The following is a 22306-nucleotide window of genomic DNA, read 5'->3' on the forward strand; positions in this document are numbered from 1 at the left end:
GCTCTGCGGATCGAGCGGTACGGCGTCCGGGTCGGGCTCCCATGCCTCCGCGAGGCTGGGCGAGCCGCGACCCAGCAGGGTGCGCACCACCTGTCCTCGCTCGCCGGCGCGGGCGGCGTCCTCGACGAGCCCGAAGGCGGCCGGGTAGCGACGAGTCAGGCCGGCGACCATCCGACCGCTCTCGCCACTCGTGGCGCCGTACATCGCGCCGAGCAGGCCGAGCTTGGCGTCGTTGCGGGTCGCGACCGCGCCGGCGTCGACCATGCCCTGGTAGAGGTCGGTGCCGCGGGCGGCCTCGGCGAGCGCGCTGTCGCCGCTCATCCCGGCCAGCACCCGCGGCTCGAGCTGGGCGACGTCGGCCACGACCAGCGCCCAGCCCTCGTCGGCGACCGCGGCCGGGCGCACCTGCACCGGGATCGACAGCGCTCCGCCGCCGTTGGACGACCAGCGACCGGTCGCCGAGCCCGCCGGTTGGTACGACGGCCGGAAGCGTCCGCCGCTCACCCAGGTCTCGATCCAGGTCCAGCCGTTGGTCGAGAAGAGGTGCGCCAGTTGCTTGTAGCGCAGCAACGGGGCAATCGCCGGGTGCTCCAGCGCCCGCAGCGTCGAGGCGCGGGTGTCGGCAGCCTCCAGCCCGACTCGGCGCAGGGCGGCGAGGAGGTCGGGGCGGGAGTCGGGGGTGAGACCGGGCGCGTCCAGGGCGGTCCGCACCTCCCCGACCAGGGCCTCGAGCAGCGCCGGCCGGGCGCCGCGCGGAGGACGCCGTCCGAGCAGGTCGATCAGCAGCGACTCGTGGACGTCGACGCGCCAGGGGATCCCGGCGTACGTCATCTCGGCGGCGGCGAGAGCTCCAGCGGACTCCGCCGAGAGCAGCAGCGCGAGTCGCGACGCCTCGGCGGACGCGGCCACCGTGGCGAGCTGGCGGGCGTCCTCGAGGTCGGCGCGCAGGTGCTCGATGTCCTCGTCGGCGGAGAACAGCGTGGGCTCGGTGGGGACGACGGCGCGCAGCCGGTCCCAGTGCTGCGACTCCTCGCCCACCAGCAGGTCGGCGTCGGCGGCCGGGGCGCGGCTGAGCAGTCGACGACTCAGCCGCAGGTCGTGCGCCCGCTCGACCCGCACGCCGGCGGCGAGGAGTGGCGGATACCACCGGGCGGTGTCGTCCCACACCCAGCGCGGCCGCTCGACCTCGCGCTCGACAACGTAAGCCGCCAGGTCCTCCTGCGCGATCTCGTCACGACGTCCGCCGTCCACCACGAGCACCCGCTCGTGCGGCAGTCGCGAGAGCGAGACACGAGGAGGGGACACAGACGCAAGGATCGCACCGGTCATGGACGACAATCAGCGCCATGGACCTCAGCGACCTGTTCCTCGTCGTAGCCGTCATCCTCGGAGTGGCGGTGCTGATCGGCGCCGCCGTCGTCGGCTACGTGTGGCGGCGCTACCAGGTCCCGCCGCGCGGACTGTTCGCGATGATCACGGCGCTGTTCTACCTCGCCACCCCGGTCGACGTGCTCCCCGAGATCGTGCTCGGCCCGTTGGGCCTCGTCGACGACGCCGGCGTCATCACCGGCGTCGCCTTCTTCGTCTACCGGCTCGTGCGCGCCCGCAAGGCGCTGCAGGCCGGTGGTGTGATCGGCCACCACGACAGTCCCTGACGAAGTGGCCCCTCCCACGGCGTGTCGGGGGCCAGATCGTCAGGGACTATCTTGGGCGGGCCGGGTACGGCGTCCGCTGGGACGGGCCGCTCCGAGGGATCAGGCCGCGCCGCGGGCCGGGTAGCCCTTCTTCTGCACGAACTTCAGACCACCCATCACGTCGTCCAGCGCGGGACGACCGAACGGCATCGACGCGACGCTGCTCCACAGCAGCGAGCCGTCGGAGTCGAGCACGAACATGCCGGGCTCGTTGAAGCGGTCGGGCTCGCCGTCGCTGATGGCGGTGGAGATGAAGAGCCCCCACTCGCGGGCCGACTCCTCGGTGAGGTCGTAGGCGACACGGAGGGTGTCGAGGTCCCAGGAGTCGACGAGCTCCTTGCTGCGGCCCTCGGTCTCCATGCTGACGGCGAGCACGCGGCCGATGCCGGCCTCGGTCAGCTCGTCGACGCGACGGTTGATCTCGCTGAGCTGGCCGCGGCAGACCGGGCAGTGCAGCCCGCGGAAGAAGACGACGAGGCTGAAGCGGCCGTCGGCGCCGGTGCCGAGAGCGAGGTCCTCGGTGGCGCCTCCCCCGGTGAGGGGCAGGGAGAGCTGGGGGGCCTGGGCGGTGGGTGTGAGTGTCATGGGGGGAGAACACGTCACCCCCACCCGCTCATTCCAACCGACCGCGACAGTCCGTCAGGTGAGGGTGTGCAGCACGGTCTTCGCCGCGGACGACGTCTGCTCGGCCAGGGCGCGAGCCGCCGCGACGCGCCGGGCGCGGCGTCGGTCGGCGGCGAGCGCGAGGAAGTTGAGGGCGCCCCAGCCCAGCGTCGTGGCCAGGATCTTGGTGCGCGTCGCATCGTCGTCCGCCTTCGCCGCGAGGACGATGCCGTCGCCGACGTCGCAGCCGATCCGGATCCACATGGCGGTCTTGACCGTGTGCTCGGAGCGGCCGAGGATCCCGAACGTGCTGATGGCGGCGTCGCGGACGCCGAAGACCAGCGCGAGCCGGTCGAAGCCGGCCTGCTCGCCACTGGAGGCCCCCATTGCCTGCCCGAGGTGCTCGGGACGCGCGAAGCAGTATCCGGCGTAGGAGGCGGTGGCGGTGCTCATCAGGCGGCTCAGGGCATAGCTCATGCCCGTGATCCTAGGGACGACGGCGACTCGGCGCCGTCCCCCCACGGGGTGGTCAGGCCTGCGCCACCGTGCCCGACGCCTGCGGGATCCGACTCAGCGCCCACAGCACCGCCTGGGTGCGGCGCTCGACGTTGATGCGGCGATAGGCGCTGCGCACGTAGGTCTTGATCGAGTTGATCGACAGGTAGAGGAGGGCGGCGATCTCCTGGTTGGAGTAGCCCCGGGCGATCAGGGTGAGCACCTCCAGCTCACGGTCGGTGAGGGCGGCCTCGCTCAGCGACACCTCGCCGTAGGACGGCAGGGTGGGGAGGTCGGTCGTGCCCCATGCGGTCTGGATCGTTGCGGTGCTCATCGTGTACTCGTCTCTCCGGCGGATGGCTCCGAGCCGGCAGCTTTGGAGGAGGAAGCGTTGGCTCCAGCGTGCTCCCCACGGCTGCGCGCGCCTAGTATCAAACCTATGCAAGGCAACGGCGGGCTCGACGTCACCGAGGTCGGCCAGCCCGACCCGAGCGACTCCGTCACCACCGGAGCCGGCCTGTCGATGAGCGAGGCCAGCGCCCTGCTCGGGGTCCCGGCACCGACGCTCCGCTCGTGGGAGCGCCGCTACGACATGCCCACGACACCGCGCACCGAGGGCGGCCACCGGCGCTACCTGCACTCCGAGGTCGTGCAGCTGCGACTGATGCGTGACGAGGTGGCGGCCGGGCGCCCGGCCGCCGAGGCGGCGCGGCACGTGCGGGCCATCCTCGACCCGGAGAACCCGCTGTCCGAGCGGATCGCGGACATGATGCGCGGCACCGCGGCCCAGGACGCCGCCGCCATCCGCGCCGTCCTCGACAGCGCCCACCTGACCCTGGGCCTTCCCGGGACCATCGACGGCGTCCTGCTGCCCGGGATGCGCCAGGTCGGCGCCTGGTGGGAGACCGGGCGCTGCGACGTGGCGCAGGAACACTTCGCGACGGAGGTGGTGCGCGGCTGGCTGGCCAAGCTGACCACGCTGGCCCCGCCGCCGACGTCCGACCGCTGGGTGCTGCTGGCCGTCGGGCCACGCGACCTCCACACGCTGGGGGTCGAGGCCCTCGGGGCCGTGCTCAACGAGCGGCGGGTCGGCGCCCGGACGCTCGGTCCGCGGACGTCGCCGCGCGTGCTGGCGACCGCCGCCGTCGCGACCGAGGCGGCTGCCGTCGTCGTCGTGTCGCACCTCCCGACCCAGCGTCGCGCTGCGGTCGACTCCATCCGCAACGTCGCCGAGACCGGGGTCGCGACCTACTACGCCGGCAACGCCTTCATCGGCGCCCCCTCACGCCGGACCGTGCCGGGCAGCTACCTCGGCGAGAGCATCGAGCAGGCCGCCGACACGATCGTCGCCTCACTGCACGCCACGGCCGGGCAGCCGTAGCCGTAAAGTGGGCAGCGCCGACCGCCACGGCCGCCCTCCGGCCGACGTCGATCCCCTGGACCCGTAGTACGAAGCAGTCCCACGAACCATCAACAGCCCCGGTCCGCTCGCGACCGGTCAGATCGGAATCCCTTGAGCCACCCGCACCCCGAGCTCCAGAAGCCCCCGTCACTCCCCAACGGAGCGATGCGCATCGTCGCCCTCGGCGGGCTCGGCGAGATCGGGCGCAACATGGCGGTCTTCGAGCAGTCCGGCAAGCTGCTGATCGTCGACTGTGGCGTGCTGTTCCCCGAGGAGCACCAGCCCGGCGTCGACGTGATCCTCCCCGACTTCAGCTGGATCCGCGATCGCCTCGACAAGATCGTCGGCATCGTGCTCACCCACGGTCACGAGGACCACATCGGCGGGGTCCCCTACCTGCTGCGCGAGCGCGCCGACATCCCCGTCATCGGCTCGCGCCTGACGCTGGCCCTGATCAAGGAGAAGCTCAAGGAGCACCGGATCGTCCCGACGCTCCACGAGGTCAAGGAGGGCGACCGCAAGCAGGGCATGTACGGCCCCTTCGACCTCGAGTTCGTGGCGGTCAACCACTCGATCCCCGACGGTCTTGCGGTCGCCATCCGCACCAAGGCCGGGATGGTCGTCCACACCGGCGACTTCAAGATGGACCAGTTCCCCCTCGACAAGCGGATCACCGACCTGCGCGGCTTCGCCCGTCTGGCCGACGAGGGCATCGACCTGCTGATGAGCGACTCGACCAACGCCGAGGTGCCCGGCTTCACGACCTCCGAGCGCGAGCTGACGCCGGCGATCGAGCAGGTCTTCCGCACCTCTCCGCGACGCGTGATCGTCTCCAGCTTTGCCAGCCATGTGCACCGCATCCAGCAGGTGCTCGACCAGGCCCACGCCCACGGGCGCAAGGTGGCCTTCGTCGGTCGCTCGATGGTGCGCAACATGGGGGTCGCGCAGGACCTCGGCTACCTCACGGTCCCCGAGGGACTCATCGTGCCGCTGGCGCAGCTCGAGAAGCTGCCGGCCAACAAGGCCACGCTGATCTGCACCGGTTCGCAGGGCGAGCCGCTGGCTGCGCTGTCCCGCATGGCCAGCCGCGACCACAAGATCCGCGTCGGCGAGGGCGACACCATCCTGATGGCCTCCTCGGTCATCCCCGGCAACGAGAACGCCATCTCCAACGTCATCAACGGCCTGACCCGCTGGGGCGCCAACGTCGTCCACAAGGGCAACGCCAAGGTGCACGTCTCGGGTCACGCCAGCGCCGGTGAGCTCGTCTACTGCTACAACCTGATGCAGCCCAAGAACGTGATGCCCGTGCACGGCGAGTACCGCCACCTGCGCGCCAACGCCGACCTCGCGATCAGCACCGGCATCGACCCCAAGCGGGTGCTCCTGGCCGAGGACGGCGTGGTCGTCGACCTGCAGAACGGCACGGCCAAGATCGTCGGCAAGGTCGCCTGCGGCAACGTGTACGTCGACGGCCAGGTCGTGGGCGGGGTCACCGAGGCCACGCTCAAGGACCGGCGCACGCTGGCCGAGGAGGGTGTCGTCACGGTGCTCGCGATCGTGGACGCCGACACCGGCGCCCTGGCCGACCCGCCCGACTTCCTGGTGCGCGGCTTCGAGCACGACCGCGACGCCTTCGAGCCCGCCGTCGCCGTCGTCGAGAAGACGCTGGCGCGGGCCGCGGCCGACGGCATCGGTGACTCCTACCGCCTCGAGCAGATGATCGGGCGCGACGTGTCGCGCTGGGCCCAGCGCTCGTTCCGTCGTACGCCGTTGATCATCCCGATAGTCATTGATGCTTAAAGCGCTTTGAGTGCTACTTCCGGGTAATGCAAATCTGCATTACCCGGAGGTTAAAGAACTGGTCCGAAAAGTTCGGAGTACACCCGTAACCTCAACCGCTTTCGTGCCGTTGATCCGATGACCGCGCCCCTTTTTTGGGCGCCGACTCGGAAGGCACCCCCATGCGCCGCATCCTCACCACCACCCTGACCGCGCTAGCGGTCCTGGTGTCCTTGTTCGCCGTCCCGCTGGCGCTACCGGCGCCATCGGCCCAGGCCCACGTCGAGCGCCCGTCGTACTGGCCCGACCCCAAGCCCGACTGCAGCATCTCGCCGTGCGCGGGTGGGGCGATCCCGAAGGCCCGCACGCTGGCGTCGGCGCTGAAGACCAAGCCGGCAGGCAAGACCCGCGTGGTGTGCCAGCAGAACTCGATGACTCGCCTGCGCAAGGCCGTCGCCAAGGCGCGCAAGCAGGGGTACGACATTCGGCCCACGGTGCACAAGAGCCTCGGCGCCAAGAAAGCCAAGCAGCTGCTGAAGGTCAACAAGAAGCTCTTCAAGCTCTGCACCTACCGCCACATCCAGGCCGCGGTGAACGACTCGGGCAACCAGGACCGCGTCGTGGTGATGCCCGGCCTCTACAAGGAGGCCCCGTCGCGGGCGATGCCTACCAACGACCCGGCGTGCGACCAGTGGCACACCGAGGGTGACGACGGCGACCCCGCCGCGCTCTCCCACGACTACCAGATCCACTGCCCCAACGACGCCAACCTGATCGCCGTGATCGGGCGCGGACCCGACACCGAGCCGGCTCCGAGCCCGCCGAGCGACGAGCGCCACGGGATCCCCGGCGTCGGCGACTGCATCCGGTGCAACTTCCAGCTCGAGGGCTCCGGCGTGAGCGCCGACGACGTGATCATCGAGGCCGGCTCGGCCAAGGCCGGCAACGGCGGCCCCTCGGCGGTCGGCCACAAGAAAGACGTCGGCATCTTCGTCGACCGCGCCGACGGCTTCGTGCTGCGCAACGTCAACGTCCGCCACGCCCGCGAGCACGACATCTACGTGCTCGAGACCGACGGCTACCTGCTCGACCGGTTCAAGGCCTACTACGCCGGCGGCTACGGCGTCCTGACCTTCACCGGCGACCACGGCATGATCCAGAACTGCGACGCGGCCGGGCACGGCGACTCCGGCCTCTACCCCGGCTCGGGTGCCGACTCGACGAGCAACCGCTACAAGCCGTTCTACCCGGAGTGGCGCTATAGCCAGACGGTGCGCAAGTGCGACAGCCACCTCAACGCGAGCGGCTTCTCGGGCACCAACAGCCACGGCACGCTGATCACGCGCAACAACTTCTACGACAACGCGCTGGGCTTCACCACCGACGTGTTCACCGCGCCGGGCCACCCGGGCTTCCCGCAGCACGGCAACACGATCTCGAAGAACAACTTCTACGACAACAACTTCAACCCCTTCGCGGAGGACTCGGACGTCGAGCCCTTCATCGCCGCCCCCGTCGGCACCGGCCTGTGGCTGGCCGGCGGCAACGACAACGTCGTGCGTGACAACCACTTCTACGACAACTGGCGCCGAGGCACGATGCTCTTCGCCGTCCCCGATGCCACCGTCTGCGGACCCGAGCCCATCGGCAGCAACACCCCGGTGCCCGGCTGCAACCCGGCCACCACGACGACGTCGTACGGCAACAAGTTCCACGGCAACACCATGGGCGTCAGCCCCCAGGGCAAGGTGCTGCCCAACGGCACCGACTTCTGGTGGGACAACTTCCCCGGCAACACCGGCAACTGCTGGTGGGACAACACCGGCGCCGACGGCGGGGCCGCGACCACGTCCCCGGCGATCCTCCCCAGCTGCGCCGACGGCACCCAGCCGGCCCTCAGCGTCGGGTTCGGGGACGTCGTCAATGAGGGCGAGCTCGCTGCGTGCCTGGCCGGCTACACGATCTCGGGCTACCCCAACGGCAACTCCGACATCTGCGACTGGACCGCGACCCCCGCCAAGCCGGGACGGACGAGCAGCGCCACGAGCGAGGACAGCCAGGCCCAGGAGGTCAACCAGCTCGCCTTCCTCGGCGCCACCTGCGGAGCGGGCCTGTCGCCGCGGCTGTGCGGCTTCGTCGCGAGCCTCCAGTCGGGCGTCTCGACGGGACTCTTCGGCTTCCCGCTCGCCGACCGTGACCTCCCCACCACCGCGCTGTCGCGGGTGAACTCGTCCACGCCGCTCGGCAGCATCACCTGCAGCTGGTGGCGCCAGGCCGACGAGACCCAGCGCCTCGGCATGGTGCAGCGCATCCGAACGATGGCCACGGCGCCGATCAACGGCACCGCGGGCGACGCGACGACCTACGGCAACGGCTCCGGACTCTCTGACACCCGGGCGCTCAAGCTGTTCGAGGGCCGGTGCAGCACCTTCGGTGCGGGACCGTTCGCGCTCTACAAGATCTACGGCGCCGCGGCACCGTTCGCGGCCTACACCGGCTGAACCTCGAGCTCGGGTCGGGCGGGTGGCGCCTCGGCGCCCCCGCCCGTGAATCCCGTCAGCCGGCCGGGACGTAGACCAGCTTCTTGTTGACGAACTCGTCGATGCCGTAAGGCCCGAGCTCGCGACCCACGCCCGAGCGCTTCGTGCCGCCGAAGGGCAGGTCGGCGAGCGAGCCCTGCGCGCTGTTGATCCACACCATGCCGGTCTCGAGCCGCTCGGCGACCTCCTCGGCGCGCGCGACGTCGGCGCTCCAGATCACGCCACCGAGGCCGAACGGCGAGCCGTTGGCCAGGGCGACGGCCTCGTCGACGTCCGCGACCCGGTAGACCACGGCCGCGGGCCCGAAGAGCTCCTCGGAGTAGGCGCGCATCTCAGGGGTCACGCCGGTCAGCACGGTGGCCTGCATGAACGACCCGACCCGGTCGAGGGGCCGGCCTCCGGTCTCCACGGTGGCGCCGCGGTCGACGGCGTCCTGGATCTGCTCGAGGAGGTTGTCGACGGCCTGCTGCGACGACAGTGGGCCGAAGCCGGCCGACTCGTCGGTCGGGTCGCCCGGCTCGAGGGCGGCCATCGCCGAGGTGAAGGCGGTGAGGAAGTCGTCGTACAGCTCATCGACGACGATCATCCGCTTGGTGCCGTTGCAGGCCTGGCCGGCATTGCCCATCCGGCCGCGCACCGCTGCCTTGACGGCAGCACCCAGGTCATCGGCGTCGAGCAGGATGAACGGGTCGGACCCGCCGAGCTCGAGCACGACCTTCTTCAGGTTGCGTCCGGCCACCTCGGCCACGGCCGAGCCGGCGCGCTCGCTTCCGGTCACCGAGACACCGGCGACCCGCTCGTCGGCGATGATGTCGGCCGACTGCTCGTTGGTGGCGAAGACGTTGAGGTAGGCGTCGGCCGCCAGGCCGGCGTCGCGGAAGAGCTGCTCCATCATCAGTGCCGACTCGGGGCACTGCGGGGCGTGCTTGAGGATGATCGTGTTGCCCAGCATCAGGTTCGGTGCCGCGAAGCGGGCAACCTGGTAGTAGGGAAAGTTCCACGGCATGATCCCGAGCAGCGGACCGATCGGCTCCTTGCGCACGTAGGCCCGGCCACCCTTCTTCGGGTGCAGCGGCGTGTCGGCGAGCAGGTCGGCTGCCTCCTCCGCGTAGTAGCGGTAGATCGAGGCCACGAGGCGCACCTCGCCGACGCCCTCGCGCAGGGGCTTGCCCATCTCGCGGGCAATGATGAGCGCCAGCTCGTCGGCGCGCTCGTCGTAGAGGTCGGCGACGAGCAGCAGGATCGCGGAGCGGTCGGACAGCGACGTGGTGCGCCACGTGCCGAAGGCCGCGTGCGAACGTCGTACGACGTCGTCCACCTGGGCGTCGGTGGCGGTCTCGAACTCCTGCTCGGTCTCGCCGGTGGCCGGGTTGACGACCTGGTAGGTGCTCACGGTGATTCCTCTCGCTGGGGGCGCTCTCCCGACTCGGAGTCGGCGTGACTCCGACCGTAGGCCGCGGTGTCCTCCACACCATGCTCCTGCCGGGTGAGCACCGCCACCGCTCGCCGAAGGAATTCATCCGGCCCGGCGCGACTCGCCCGCTCCCGAGCTCGTCGTCCGCTCTCGGGTCCCGATGGGTCCTAAGGTGGGTCAGTCCCACCCTCTGCAATCGGGAGCAGCCATGAGCACGTCCGCCCCAGTCGACGAGACCGCCACGCGCGGCGGCTTCTCCTCGCGCAAGGTCTTCATCTTCGCCGCGATCGGCTCGGCCGTCGGTCTCGGCAACCTGTGGCGCTTCCCGTACGTCGCCTACGAGAACGGCGGCGGCGCGTTCCTCATCCCCTACCTGGTGGCGCTGCTGACCGCGGGCATCCCGTTCCTGCTGCTGGACTACGCGATCGGGCACCGCCACCGCGGCTCGGCGCCGCTCTCGTTCGCCCGGCTCAACCGCCGCACCGAGGGGATCGGTTGGTGGCAGGTGGGCATCTGCTTCGTGATCGCGGTCTACTACGCAGGCGTCCTGGCCTGGGCGCTGCGCTACGTGTTCTTCTCGATCGACCAGAAGTGGGGCAGCGACCCGGAGGGCTTCTTCTTCACCGAGTTCCTCCAGATCAGCGATCCGGGGATCACCACCGAGCCGGTGCTCGGTGTCCTGGTGCCGCTGTTCCTGGTGTGGGCGCTCGTGATCGGCGTGCTCGCCCTCGGGGTGCAGCGCGGCATCGGCGTGACCGCGGCGATCTTCATCCCGATCCTCGTGGTGACGTTCGGGATCCTGGTCGTGACCGCCCTGTTCCTGCCCGGAGCGACCGAAGGCCTCAACTCGCTCTTCACCCCGCACTGGGCGGCCCTGGCCGAGCCGACCGTCTGGGCGGCGGCGTTCGGACAGATCTTCTTCTCGCTCTCCATCGGCTTCGGCATCATGATCACCTACGCCTCCTACGCCAAGCGCGACACCGACATGGCCGGATCGGGACTGGTCGTCGGGTTCTCCAACTCCGGCTTCGAGCTGCTCGCCGGCATCGGCGTCTTCGCCGCCCTCGGCTTCCTCGCCCAGGCTCAGGACGTGGCCGTGGACGAAGTCGCCACGGCCGGGGTGGGACTGGCGTTCGTGGCCTTCCCAGCGATCATCAGCGAGGCACCAGCCGGCGCGCTGATCGGTGTGCTGTTCTTCGTCTCCCTCGTGATCGCGGGACTGACCTCGCTGATTTCCGTGGCCGAGGTGGTCATCTCCGCGGTGCGCGACAAGCTCGAGCTGAGCCGTCGTAGGGCGACCCTGGTGGTCACCGTGCCGATGGCGGTGCTGAGCCTGGCCTTCCTCTCGACCACGAGCGGGCTGTACGTGCTCGACATCGTCGACCACTTCATCAACCTGTTCGGCATCCTGCTGGTCGCCATCGTCTCGATGGTCGCGATCGCCTGGGGCGCCCGCGCGCTCCAGGACCTTGCCGACCACCTCAACGCCGACAGCAGCTCAGTGCACCTGGGCGCCTGGTGGCGGGTGCTGGTCGGGGTGATCGCGCCGATAGCGCTCGTCTACGTGCTCGCCGACGCGTTCTGGACCGACGTCACGACGCCCTACGGTGACTACCCGGCCTGGATGCTCGCCATCTTCGGCTGGGGTACGGCGGTCACCGTGGCGATCGTCGGGTTCCTGCTCGCGCGCGTGCACTGGCGCGAGGACACCGACCTCACCACCACCGGCTCGCACGGCTCGAAGGGAGACCACGCGTGAACACCTCAGCCATCATCATGCTCATCGTCGCCATGCTGATCATCTGGGGCGGCCTCGCCCTCGCCGTGGTCAACCTGATGGTGCGCAGCTCCCACGAGCCCGGCCCCGACGAGCTGCGTCGCGACCTCTGACCCGAAGGGCTCACTCGCCGCTCGCCGTGCCGGCGCGCGACCCGTTGCCCCGAGCCGGGTCGCGCGTTGCGACGGGGGCCGCGGCTTCGCGTTCGACCAGTGCGCTGCGGGTGAAGAGGACCGTCCCACCGCTGTCGGTGTCGTCGAAGACGATGCTCTGGTTGCCCGAGCACCTCAGCTCGACGTCACCGTCGGCCGAGTCGATCCGTCCGCTCGAGGCCATCGTCGCAAAGCCCCCCTTGGGGGTCCCGTAGGCGAGCCCGATGATCCTCGGAGCGTCTGCCTGGAAGAGGAAGCACTGCGAGGTGGTCAGTGCGCCGCCGCTCTTCAGAGCCACCGCATAGGTGACCAGGTAGGTGCCGTCGGGCAGGTCGGGGAACACCGCGGACCGGTTGATGGACGGGGTCCCGCCCTCGGGCAGCTGATAGGCGTAGGTGAGTGTCTCGAGGTCCGCGGCGTCCTGGCCGTCGACCTGGTCGGCGTTGAGCTTGGCGACCCTCTCGGCCGACGTCACGGCGAGGGGCGGGGACCCCGCCTTCGTCCTGAGCTTCAGCGCCGGGCCCTTCTTGGTGCGCTTGAGCGTGGTGAGCTTGCCGGAGGTGGTGGTCTTGCCGGCGAGCACCGGCTTCCCCTTCCCGCCGGCCGCTTGAGCAGCGAAGTTGATCCCGGCAACCACCAGCACGGCGGTGAGCAGGACGGCGAGGAGCGAACGAGTTCGAGGCAGGTGTGACATGAGCCCTCCCGGGCATCTCATGCCGGGCCCCGAGTCCGCGGCGGACGAATGGGCAATCTCCTGTGACTACTCCTGTGTCCTCCACTCCGTCAAGAGGTGGGCCCGCGGCACCCGTTGGGGGGATCACGCCCTCGTCAGCGACCCCTAGGTTCGAGGGATGACCGAGGAACAGATCAACCCCGACCGCATCGACGACGACATCAGCGCCCCCGAGGGCGTGGGCGGGACGACGGACGGCGCCCCGACCGCCGGCCGTGAGATCAGCGAGGACAAGCACGAGGACGCCGTCGAGCCCGACGACAACGCCTTCGAGGTCGACGGGCCGCAGGCCGGCCACGCCTGAGACCGGACGACGTACGGCCCCCGGCGGAAATCGCCGGGGGCCGCTCGTGTCACAGGGACGCGCAGATCAGCTGCGTGCGCGCACCTTGATCTTGACCGGGTCAGCGGTCAGGGTCTTGCCGGTCCCGACGAGCCGGACCTTGACCGTCAGGGTCTTGCCCTTCCTCAGCGTGCGCTTGGCGGCAGGTTTCAGGATCACGGCGGTCTTCTTCGCACCACCGGCCTTCACCGTCACGTCCCGCTCCATGAGCGTGCGGCCCTTCCACTTCACCGTCACCTCTCCTGTGCAACGACCAGCAGCGCTCGCGCAACCGAGATCGAGCGTGAAGCGCTTGCCGGCCCGGTTGGCCAGCTCGGTGCGGTCGAGCACGGTCAAGGTGCGGGCCGTGGTGTCCGGCAGCGGCTCGAGGGTGTCGACCGGCTCCGGGATCGCGTCGGCGTCGTACTCCAGCGCAGGAGCGCTCGTCGACACCACGTGCCCGTCGGCGATCTGGTCGAAGGCGTAGGCGTAGCCGAGGATCTTGGCGTCGTCGAACTCCTTGCCCTCGAGCTGGAAGCCGACCGGCTGGTCGTGGGCGTTCAATCCGGCGGGGAAGACCACTGACGGCACCCCGGCGTACGAGCTGTTGGGGTTGATCCGACCGAAGCTCGGGTGGATGGAGTCGTTGAGGTGGATGTCGCTGAGCTCGGTTGCGTAAAGCACGGCGTCGACCTCGAACTCGTCCATCCAGGTGCCGACCGATGCGCGGTAGGTCGCGCGCCAGTCCTCCATGTCGGCGATGTCCTGGTCGGACATCGCACCGGTCCCGGTGTAGGGCGAGGTGTTGCGACGGAACGGGATCCGCAGCGGCGAACGGGTGATCTCCACCGGGTCGGCGTAGGGGTTGTCCGGGTGGTCGGCGATCCAGCGGCGCCAGCCCTCGTAGTTGGTGTCACCCGAGTAGGTGCGGTCCGGGCGACCGGGGTAGTCGTCCATCGGGACGAGGGTCGCGCCGGCCTGCTCGAAGTAGGCGAACTGCGCACGCAGTGCGTCGCTGACCACGGTCGTGCCGAACGGGTCGTCGAAGACCGTCGCCGGGATACCGATCCGAGCACCCTCGAGCGCGTCGGCGTCCAGCGCGGCGGTCCAGTCGTCGGGACGCTCTCCGTCGGAGATGTCGTCCAGCGGGTCGTCGGGGTTGCCGACGGCACTGGCGTTGAGCAGCAGCGCGAGGTCGTCGAGCGACTGGGCCATGTGGCCGACGTAGTCCTGCACCACGGTGAGCGGCATCGTGCCGGCACTGCTCTGCATCCCGTCGGTGCCGCGCAGCGAGTAGAGGCTGGCCGCGCCGGAGGGACCCCACAGCGAGTCGCCGGTCTGCGTGCCCATCGCCGCGGCGGCCATGCTGGACGCCACCGCAACGGCGGAGCCACCCGACGAACCGATCGGGCTGCGTGAGGGGTCGAACGCTCCCCAGACCTGACCGAACGCGCTTTCGCTGTAGTAGCCGCTGTTGGCGAACTCCGAGAGGTTCGCCTTGCCGAGGATGATCGCGCCGGCCTCGCGGAGCTTGGCGACCTGCCAGGCGTCGGACGTCGGCTGATAACCGTCGAAGATCAGCGACCCACCGGTGGTGGGCATGTCCTCGGTGTCGATGATGTCCTTGATCATGATCGGGATGCCGAGCAGCGGACGGTCGTCGCCGGCCTTGCGGGCCTTGTCGGCGTCACGGGCCTGTTGCATGGCGTCCGGCGCCACGGTCAGCACGGAGTGCAGACCCAGCGGGCCCTGGTCGTAGGCCGCGATCCGGTCGAGGTAGGCGCGCACGACCTGTTGGGCATTGGTCACCCCCGACTCCATGTCGGCGGTGAGGTCAGTGATCGTCTTGCCCACGACGTCGTACGGCGACGTGGTCATCACCTCGGGGGCCGAGACGGCACCGCGGACAGCGCCGGCCAGCGGCTCGCCGCTCAACGTGTCGCACTGTGCCTCGTCGAAGCCGGGCAAGGTCGCCAGGTCGTAGTTGACCAGCGAGCAGATCTCCGGGTCGGTCAGACCGGCCAGGTCGGGCGCAGCGGTCAGTGCAGCCGCCATCGACTCAACCGCTGCCACCTGTGAGCCGTCTGCCGGCACGCCCGAGCCGTCGGGGGCATTGCGGCTCTCGGAGAGACCGGTCACCACGAAGTGCACCACCGAGCGCGACTCGCCGGGGGCCAGCGTGATCTCGTTGACGAAGCCGGGGTGGTTGGCCTCGTCGCCGGTCTCGGGAAGGTCGTTGACGAAGGGGTCGCGCAGGAAGATGCCGACCCGGTCGAGGGTCCCGTCGTAGCCGGGCGTGCCGATGGTCGTGGCGGAGGGTCCGTTGTAGGACGCCGACCCCTCACCGTCGGTGGGCGTGTAGAAGCTCACCCAGCCGTCGTCCTCGGTGATCTCGTCGTCGCCGTCGGACGTCGCCGCGACGTCGGACTGGTTGGCGTCGGTGTCGTAGCCGACCTGACCACCGAAGGCGACCTCAATCTTCTGCGGCTCCTTGGTGGTGTTGGTGAAGACGTCGAAGTACCGGCCGTAGCTCTGCGCCTGGTCGATCTTCAGCTCACGCTTGACCGCGACGCCGTCGATGACCACCGCACGGGCGCTCTCGAAGCTGTCGCGGCCGTCGAAGGTGAGACCGAAGCCGCGCATCAGTGCACCGTTGAGCCGGTCGTCGCCGTTCAGCACGTTGAGCCGGACGCCGCCGTAGCCCTGGAGGGCACTGGCGGTGGTGTCGCGCACGCTGCCGGTGTCGAGGCCGGGGATGGCCGCGTCGTTGACGTTCCACTGATCACCCCCCGCCGTGCCGACGGAGTTGTAGGCCTGTGCGGTGGGGGCGATCTGGAGCCCGGCGGTCACGGCGGCGGCAGCGAGGCCTGAGGCCAGGACTGCGCGCCCCCGTGGGGAGCGGAGGGTCTGTCGATATCTCAAGAGGAAACCTTTCACAACGAGGACGCGCGGCGGGGTCTCGGCCGAGGGTCCGGGGTAGCCGGTGACGATCAGCGCTGGTCGTCGACCGCGACGCTAGGGACCTGAATGCGACCTCAGGTGTTGGCTGCGTTACGCACAGATCTCGTCTCGGCCGGAGCAAACCAGTCGTGTTTCGCAGCCGCGTGGGTGCTTCAGCCCTGACGTGGTCCCCCCGCCATGGAAGATCTCTCCAGCGATCCGCGTTGGGTCGTCATGAAGAAGATCGGGTTCTTGTCCTTCGGTCACTGGACGCCGTCGCAGCAGTCGGCGACCCGCAGCGCCTCGGACGTGCTGCTCCAGTCGATCGACCTCGCCGTCGCGGCCGAGGAGGTAGGGGCCGACGGCGCCTACTTCCGCGTGCACCACTTCGCTCGACAGCTCGCCTCGCCGTTCCCGCTGCTCGCCGCAGTCGGCGCCCGCACGAGCCGGATCGAGATCGGCACCGGCGTCATCGACATGCGCTACGAGAACCCCCTCTACATGGCCGAGGACGCCGGCTCGGCCGACCTCATCTCCGGAGAGCGACTCCAGCTCGGGATCAGTCGTGGGTCGCCGGAGCAGGTCATCGACGGCTACCGCTACTTCGGCCACGAGCCGCGCGAGGGGCAGGATCACGCCGACCTCGCCCGCGAGCACACGGCCACGTTCCTGAAGGTGCTCGAGGGCGAGGGCTTCGCCGAGCCCAACCCACGCCCGATGTTCCCCAACCCGCCGGGCCTGCTGCGTGTCGAGCCGCACTCCCCCGGACTTCGAGATCGCATCTGGTGGGGTGCCGGCACCCGTGCCACGGCCGAGTGGACCGCCCACCAGGGCATGAACCTGATGAGCTCGACGCTGCTCACCGAGGACACCGGCGTGCCGTTCCACCAGCTTCAGGCCGAGCAGCTCGCACTGTTCCACCAGGCCTGGGCCGAAGCCGGGCACACTCGCACCCCCCGCACCTCGGTGAGCCGGAGCATCTTCCCGATCGTCACCGCGCAGGACCAGGCCTACTTCGGAACCCAGGGCAAGGGCAGCGACCAGGTCGGGATGATCGACGGCGGTATCGCGCGGTTCGGCAAGACCTACGCCGCCGAGCCGGACCAGCTGATCGCCGAGCTGGCGGCCGATGAGGCGATCGCCGCCGCTGACACCCTGCTGCTCACCGTGCCCAACCAGCTGGGGGTCGACTACTGCGCGCACGTCCTTGAGACGATCGTGCGCGACGTGGCGCCCGCTCTCGGCTGGCGCTGACCCGCCGACCCGACGAGGACCCATGACCACTGATCGCCGTGCGGACGTCGTCCGCGCCGTCTTCGACCTGCCGCTGCACCGCTCCCTGGGGCTCCGGCCGGTCGCGGACGGCGACCCCTCGGCCGGCGTCGAGCTGCCGGTGTCCGAGGGCACCGTCAACCCCTCGGCCGTGCTCCACGGCGGACTGGTGCCGCTGCTGCTCGACGTGACCTGCTTCCTGCGCCTCCTCGAGGACCTGCCCGAGGGCTCGCACGCCGTGACCGTGAGCACGTCGTCCTCGATCATCGCCGCGGCGCGGGAGGGCGACGTCGTCCGCTGCACCGCGCAGGTCGACCGACTCGGCCGCACCCACGCCTTCCTCTCGGCCGAGGTGCGGGTCGGCGACAAGGTCGTCGCGACCGGTCAGGTCGTCAAGGCAGTCGTCCCCGGCTAGAGCCCCCGGAACTCAGCGCGAGCGAGCGATGCGCAGCATCTCCTCGCGCGGCACGACCTTGATGCGCTCGCGCCCGGCGGCCTCGCCGAGGGCGAGCTCGTGGGCGTCGAGCGCCTCCCAGCCGTCCCAGGTGGTGACGTCGACGCCACCCTCGGCGAGGTGGGCGATCAGCGCGTCGCGACCGCTCTCCTCGTCCTGACGACCGGCCGGGCTCGACTCGAGGTCGGCGAGCAGGCTCTCGACGGTCTCGGCGGCGTCCGACTTGGTGTGCCCGATGAGGCCGACCGGGCCGCGCTTGATCCAGCCGGTGACGTAGGTGCCGGGCACCGCGGCGCCGTCCAGGTCGACGACTCGACCGGCGTCGTTGGGCACGAGGCCCGCGACGTGGTCGTAGGGCAGGTCGACGATCTCGCTCGGGAGGTAGCCGACGGCGCGGTAGACCGCCTGCACCGGCGTGACGACGTACTCCCCGGTGCCGCGGGCGGTGCCGTCGCCCTGGAGTTCGGTGATCTCGGTGCGCAGGCCCTCGACGCGGTCGGTGCCGAGCACCTCGACCGGCGCCGGGCCCAGGTGGATGTGGATGCGACGCGAGGCGCCGGTGGGCTCGGCCTCGACGTGGCGCAGCAGGGTGTCGACGACGAGCCGGACGCCCTTGTTGCTGCTGATCGCGGCCTGGCTGGCCTCGTCGATCTCGAAGCCCTCGGGGTGCACGATCACCTCGACCTCGGGCGAGTGCGAGAGCTCGCGCAGCTCCATCGGGGTGAACTTGATCTGCGCCGGGCCGCGCCGCGCGAAGACGTGGATGTCGGTGGCCTGGTTGAGCGCGAGGCCCTGGTAGACGTTGTCGGCGATCTCGGTGACCAGCTGCTCGTCAGCCGGCTTGGCGAGCATCCGGGCGACGTCGAGCGCCACGTTGCCGGCGCCGAGGACGGCGATCTCGCGCGCCTGCAGCGGCCAGTCGGACGGCGCGTCGGGGTGCCCGGCGTACCAGGAGACGAAGTCGGCAGCACCGTGGCTGCCAGGCAGGTCGATGCCGGGGATGTCGAGGGCCCGGTCGGCCATCGCGCCGGTGGAGAAGATCACTGCGTCGTAGTGGCGCTGGAGGTCGGCGAGCTTGAGGTCGGTGCCGTACTCGACGTTGCCGAGGAAGCGGACCCGCTCGCGGCTCAGCACGCGATGCAGCGCCTTGATGATGCCCTTGATACGCGGGTGGTCGGGAGCGACGCCGTAGCGGACCAGGCCGTACGGCGCGGGCAGCCGCTCGAGCACGTCGACCTCGACGTCGGGGTGCTCAGCGGTGAGGAAGTCGGCGGCGTAGATGCCGGCGGGGCCGGCGCCGACGACGGCGACACGTGGACTGGGCATGGCGAAGCTCCTGAGACGCTGAGGGGGAAGTTGCTCCTCCAAGTGTGCGTCGTCGGGAAAGGCCGGAGGTAGGGGGGATTGCCTGTGGGAGCACAACCTCACCCTGTGACCACGCCCCGCGGAAGACTCAGGGACGCAGGACGGAGCCGGCCCCCAGCTCGTGGCGGGCGATGCCGCGCAGGTGCACCTCGTCGGGGCCGTCGAAGATCCGCATCGCGCGGTGCCAGCCGTACATCGCGGCGAGCGGGACGTCGTCAGAGATGCCGGCGCCGCCGTGCACCTGGATGGCGCGGTCGATGCCCTGCAGGGCCACGCGCGGCACCGACACCTTCGCCATCGAGACCAGGGTCGCGGCGGCCTTGTTGCCCTGCTCGTCGATCACCCGCGAGGTGTGCTGGCACAGCAGCCGTGCCTGGTCGATGGCGATCCGCGACTCGGCGATCGCCTCGTGCACCATCCCCTGCTCGGCGAGCGGCTTGCCGAAGGCGATGCGCTCCTGCGATCGGCTCACCATGAGCTGCAGTGCGCGCTCGGCTGCGCCGAGGGCGCGCATGCAGTGGTGGATGCGACCGGGTCCGAGACGCGCCTGGGCGAGCGCGAAGCCGGAGCCCTCCTCGCTGAGGATGTTGGCGACCGGCACCCGGACGTCCTCGAAGAGGACCTCGCAGTGGCCGTGCTGGTCGTGGCGACCGAAGACCGGCAGGTCGCGCACGATCGTCACCCCGGGGGTGTCGGTCGGCACCAGCACCATCGACTGCTGGCGGTGCCGAGCGGCGTCGACGTCGGTCTTGCCCATCACGATCATCACCGCGCAGCGCGGGTCGGCCGCGCCGCTGGTCCACCACTTGCGCCCGTTGATGACGTACTCGTCGCCGTCACGCACGATCGAGGTCTCGATGTTAGTGGCGTCGCTGCTGGCCACGGCCTTCTCGGTCATCGCGAACGCCGAGCGGATCTCGCCGGCCAGCAGCGGCTCGAGCCAACGCTGCTGCTGCTCGGGGGTGCCGAAAAGGTGCAGCAGCTCCATGTTGCCCGTGTCGGGCGCCTGGCCGTTGATCGCCTCGGGCGCCAGCTCGAGGCTCCAGCCGGTGATCTCGGCCAGCCCCGCGTAGTCGAGCTGGGAGATGCCCGACTCGGCGGGCAGGAAGAGGTTCCACAGGCCGCGTCGGCGCGCTTCGGCCTTCAGGTCCTCCACCACCGGCGGCAGGGTGTGGTCGTCAGGACCGGCCGCAGCGCGGTAGGCGTGGTAGTCGTGCTCGGCCGGGAAGACGTGGTCGTTCATGAACTCGACCAACGAGGCGCGCAGCTCGCGCGCCTTCGGCGACGGAGTCAGGTCGAGACCGTGCACCTCGTAAGGGTCCTTCAGGCCATCGGAGCCGGAAAGGTCGGTGTTGGTGGGGTCGGGCGTGCTGGTCATGAGCGGATCTCCGTGACGACGTCGGTGAGGGCGGCCCGCTCGGTGCGGAAGCCGTTGACAGGGTGGTCGGCGACCGGGCGACCCAGGGCGACGCCGCAGATCACCAACCGGTCCTCGGGCAGGTCGAGCAGCTCGCGGACCTTGCCGGCATACATGCCAATCGCGCCCTGCGCGATCGAGGCGATGCCCGCAGCGAGCGCGGCGTTTATCAGGTTGGCGACGTAGCCACCACAGTCCACTGCACCGTAGACGCCGTGGTCGCGGTCGCTGGTGATGATCGCGAGGTGCGGGGCACCGAAGCCCTCGAAGTTGCGCAGCATCTGCGCCGCGCGGGCGCCGTAGTCGTCGCGAGCGATACCGAGACTCTCGTAGAGCGCGAAGCCCGCGCCCCGTCGGCGCTCGGCGAACGCACCGACGTACTGCCCCGGCAGGGGTACGTCGGGACTCAGATCGGCAGGATGGTGTGCGACGTGCTCGGTCAGCTGCTTGCCGAACGTCGCCAGCGCCTCGCCGCCGAGGAGGTACACACCCCAGGCCTGGGTGTTGCACCACGACGCCGACCGCTGGGCGAGGGCGAAGACGTCGGCGAGGACCTCGTCAGCCACCGGCTCCGGCAGGTACTCGCGGCAGCTCCAGCGCTGCGCCATCAGGTCCTCGAACTGCACTGCGCCCACCTCTCCGCGACCGGTTCGTCCGGCCTGGGGCGAGGCTAGCCAATGCCTCAGGCTGCGGCGGCCGTCGTCCTCAGAAGCTCGGCTGTCGCCGCCTGCTCGCCCATCCGCATGAGCGCGCCGGTGTGGGTGAAGTCGAGCACCCGACCGCAGTCGAAGTCGTTGTCGAGGTGGATGTGGCGCAGCGCCACACCGGACGGCGCGATGGGCGGCTCCTGGCGCCGTACGGTCGCGACGAGCGAGGCGATGAGGACGTCGAGCGGGTTGTGCATCGCGCGCAGCGGTGCGGTGCGGGTGACGTCGAGCGCCCAGACGGTGTCGCCGGGGCGGGCGACCCCGAAGGCCCCGGCCAGAGGAAGGTTGGCCGAGACCCCCGCGTCGACGTGCAGGGCGGGGCCCGCCGGCCCGGGGAGCGACACCGGCGGGAAGACGGCGGGCAGGGCGGCCGACGCCGCGATCGTGTCGGCCAGGCGCCCATGGTCGTGGTGCGCGACCATCCCGGTGGACAGGTCGGTGGTGGCGATGAGCAGCTGGGTGGGGAGGTCCTCGATGAGTCCGTCGCCGACCCAGGTCGCGATCATCGCGCGCATCGCGGTGGACTCGAACAGGTAGGGGCGTCGTCGTGCGACGTTGAGGGCCGCCGTCGTACGGCGCCCGGTGAGGGCGCGGGCGCTCATGCCGCGCCACAGCCCGGAGAGCTCCTCGACCCGGTCGAGCGAGGGGGCGGTGGCGACGAAGGCCGCGTTGAGGGCGCCGACCGAGGCGCCCACGAGGACGTCGGGAGTGATGCCGGCGCCGATCAGGGCGCGCAGCATGCCGATCTGCGCTCCGCCGCGCGAACCGCCTCCCGAGAAGACGAAGATGTCGCGCGGAGCGGTCTGGGATGGGGAGTGGACGTCCATTGCTGCTCCTCCGGACTAGGGGGGGTTGCCGGGGCACCACGGGGGATGGTGCTGCACTACTCATCGGCACACTAGGCAGGTCCCACGAGCCCTCGTGCGAGTTTCAACCGAATCTGGCCTCCCGCGGCACTCGCCTAGTCAGAAGTGACCAGGGGTCCCCCTAGCGCATGAGCAACCCCAGCTCGACGGCTTCCTCGCGCAGCTCGTCGCGGACGTCGGGGTGGGCGGCGCGCTCGATCAGGTGGCGGGCCTGGGTGCCCTGGTCGTGCCCGAAGATCTCCGCGACTCCCTGCTCGGTGACCACCGCACTCATCTGGAACGACGTCACCGGCTCCTCGACCAGCGGCACGATCGTCGACACGTCGGCCTTCGGGTGCCAGGACTTGAGCGCGATGACGGCCTGCCCGCCC

At 70.3% G+C, this 22306-nt stretch carries 21 protein-coding genes; 9 read left to right on the forward strand and 12 right to left on the reverse strand.

The genetic code is table 11. The features are described from left to right. The coding region (locus tag VOI19_RS01275) for a bifunctional 3'-5' exonuclease/DNA polymerase (RefSeq protein ID WP_323791141.1) at positions 1-1305 on the reverse strand (1305 nt) is incomplete at its 3' end. A gap of 41 nt (positions 1306-1346) precedes the next feature. Between VOI19_RS01275 and VOI19_RS01280 the strand changes: the two genes are divergently transcribed. Then, the gene (locus tag VOI19_RS01280; RefSeq protein ID WP_323791142.1) at positions 1347-1655 is read left to right on the forward strand and encodes a DUF1232 domain-containing protein; all 309 of its coding nucleotides are present in this window, start codon (positions 1347-1349) and stop codon (positions 1653-1655) included. A gap of 99 nt (positions 1656-1754) precedes the next feature. Here VOI19_RS01280 and VOI19_RS01285 read toward each other — a convergent pair whose 3' ends face one another. From VOI19_RS01285 to VOI19_RS01295, 3 genes are read right to left on the reverse strand one after another with little or no spacing between them, the layout of a single operon-like run. Beyond that, a complete protein-coding gene (locus tag VOI19_RS01285) occupies positions 1755-2279 on the reverse strand; it encodes a peroxiredoxin-like family protein (RefSeq protein WP_323791143.1) in 525 nt (174 codons plus the stop codon). Positions 2280-2333: 54 nt separating this feature from the next. After that, a complete protein-coding gene (locus VOI19_RS01290; RefSeq protein WP_323791144.1) occupies positions 2334-2774 on the reverse strand; it encodes a hypothetical protein in 441 nt (146 codons plus the stop codon). A gap of 52 nt (positions 2775-2826) precedes the next feature. Next, the gene (locus VOI19_RS01295; RefSeq protein ID WP_323791145.1) at positions 2827-3126 is read right to left on the reverse strand and encodes a response regulator transcription factor; all 300 of its coding nucleotides are present in this window, start codon (positions 3124-3126) and stop codon (positions 2827-2829) included. Positions 3127-3231: 105 nt separating this feature from the next. On the opposite strand from VOI19_RS01295, the gene VOI19_RS01300 reads away from it, so the two are divergent. The 3 genes from VOI19_RS01300 (at position 3232) to VOI19_RS01310 (ending at position 8477) form a co-directional block, all read left to right on the forward strand. Continuing rightward, positions 3232-4173 carry a B12-binding domain-containing protein gene (locus VOI19_RS01300; RefSeq protein ID WP_323791146.1) on the forward strand — a complete coding sequence of 314 codons (942 nt, stop codon included), beginning with the start codon at positions 3232-3234 and terminating at the stop codon, positions 4171-4173. 132 nt (positions 4174-4305) lie between these two features. Beyond that, positions 4306-5997 carry a ribonuclease J gene (locus VOI19_RS01305; protein ID WP_323791147.1) on the forward strand — a complete coding sequence of 564 codons (1692 nt, stop codon included), beginning with the start codon at positions 4306-4308 and terminating at the stop codon, positions 5995-5997. A 161-nt stretch (positions 5998-6158) separates the two neighbouring features. Next, positions 6159-8477 carry a right-handed parallel beta-helix repeat-containing protein gene (locus tag VOI19_RS01310; protein WP_323791148.1) on the forward strand — a complete coding sequence of 773 codons (2319 nt, stop codon included), beginning with the start codon at positions 6159-6161 and terminating at the stop codon, positions 8475-8477. Positions 8478-8532: 55 nt separating this feature from the next. Here VOI19_RS01310 and VOI19_RS01315 read toward each other — a convergent pair whose 3' ends face one another. Further along, positions 8533-9909: an NAD-dependent succinate-semialdehyde dehydrogenase gene (locus tag VOI19_RS01315; protein ID WP_323791149.1), complete on the reverse strand. Its 1377-nt coding sequence runs from the start codon at positions 9907-9909 to the stop codon at positions 8533-8535. A 229-nt stretch (positions 9910-10138) separates the two neighbouring features. Between VOI19_RS01315 and VOI19_RS01320 the strand changes: the two genes are divergently transcribed. After that, on the forward strand, positions 10139-11689 hold the full coding sequence (locus VOI19_RS01320) for a sodium-dependent transporter (RefSeq protein WP_323791150.1): 1551 nt from the start codon (positions 10139-10141) through the stop codon (positions 11687-11689). Continuing rightward, positions 11686-11820 (forward strand): methionine/alanine import family NSS transporter small subunit, encoded by a 135-nt coding sequence (locus VOI19_RS01325; RefSeq protein ID WP_323791151.1) that lies wholly within the window; start codon positions 11686-11688, stop codon positions 11818-11820. The genes VOI19_RS01320 and VOI19_RS01325 overlap by 4 nt, the downstream gene beginning before the upstream one ends. A 10-nt stretch (positions 11821-11830) precedes the next feature. On the opposite strand, the gene VOI19_RS01330 is transcribed toward VOI19_RS01325, so the two are convergent. Further along, entirely contained in the window at positions 11831-12553 is a 723-nt protein-coding gene (locus VOI19_RS01330; protein WP_323791152.1) for a hypothetical protein, read from the reverse strand. Positions 12554-12710: 157 nt separating this feature from the next. On the opposite strand from VOI19_RS01330, the gene VOI19_RS01335 reads away from it, so the two are divergent. After that, on the forward strand, positions 12711-12896 hold the full coding sequence (locus tag VOI19_RS01335) for a hypothetical protein (protein ID WP_323791153.1): 186 nt from the start codon (positions 12711-12713) through the stop codon (positions 12894-12896). 66 nt (positions 12897-12962) lie between these two features. Here VOI19_RS01335 and VOI19_RS01340 read toward each other — a convergent pair whose 3' ends face one another. Next, on the reverse strand, positions 12963-15836 hold the full coding sequence (locus VOI19_RS01340) for an amidase (RefSeq protein ID WP_323791154.1): 2874 nt from the start codon (positions 15834-15836) through the stop codon (positions 12963-12965). Between the two features lie 252 nt (positions 15837-16088). Here VOI19_RS01340 and VOI19_RS01345 point away from each other — a divergent pair, with 252 nt between their 5' ends. Together VOI19_RS01345 and VOI19_RS01350 are read left to right on the forward strand one after the other, a co-directional pair. Then, the gene (locus VOI19_RS01345; RefSeq protein WP_323791161.1) at positions 16089-17108 is read left to right on the forward strand and encodes an LLM class flavin-dependent oxidoreductase; all 1020 of its coding nucleotides are present in this window, start codon (positions 16089-16091) and stop codon (positions 17106-17108) included. A gap of 22 nt (positions 17109-17130) precedes the next feature. Beyond that, positions 17131-17541, forward strand: a complete 411-nt coding sequence (locus VOI19_RS01350) for a PaaI family thioesterase (RefSeq protein ID WP_323791155.1) — start codon at positions 17131-17133, stop codon at positions 17539-17541. Positions 17542-17553: 12 nt separating this feature from the next. Here VOI19_RS01350 and VOI19_RS01355 read toward each other — a convergent pair whose 3' ends face one another. From VOI19_RS01355 to VOI19_RS01375, 5 genes are all read right to left on the reverse strand, one after another. Further along, positions 17554-18906: an FAD-dependent oxidoreductase gene (locus VOI19_RS01355; protein ID WP_323791156.1), complete on the reverse strand. Its 1353-nt coding sequence runs from the start codon at positions 18904-18906 to the stop codon at positions 17554-17556. A gap of 127 nt (positions 18907-19033) precedes the next feature. Next, positions 19034-20323, reverse strand: coding sequence for an acyl-CoA dehydrogenase family protein (locus VOI19_RS01360; protein WP_323791157.1), 1290 nt, complete (start codon positions 20321-20323; stop codon positions 19034-19036). Further along, positions 20320-20988, reverse strand: a complete 669-nt coding sequence (locus VOI19_RS01365) for a nitroreductase family protein (protein WP_323791158.1) — start codon at positions 20986-20988, stop codon at positions 20320-20322. The genes VOI19_RS01360 and VOI19_RS01365 overlap by 4 nt, the downstream gene beginning before the upstream one ends. A 56-nt stretch (positions 20989-21044) precedes the next feature. After that, positions 21045-21896: a patatin-like phospholipase family protein gene (locus VOI19_RS01370; RefSeq protein WP_323791159.1), complete on the reverse strand. Its 852-nt coding sequence runs from the start codon at positions 21894-21896 to the stop codon at positions 21045-21047. Between the two features lie 160 nt (positions 21897-22056). Then, positions 22057-22306, reverse strand: a 250-nt coding sequence (locus VOI19_RS01375) for an acetyl-CoA hydrolase/transferase C-terminal domain-containing protein (protein ID WP_323791160.1), incomplete at its 5' end; no start/stop codon positions are given.

Source organism: Nocardioides sp. (assembly GCF_034670285.1).
GTDB lineage: Bacteria > Actinomycetota > Actinomycetes > Propionibacteriales > Nocardioidaceae > Nocardioides.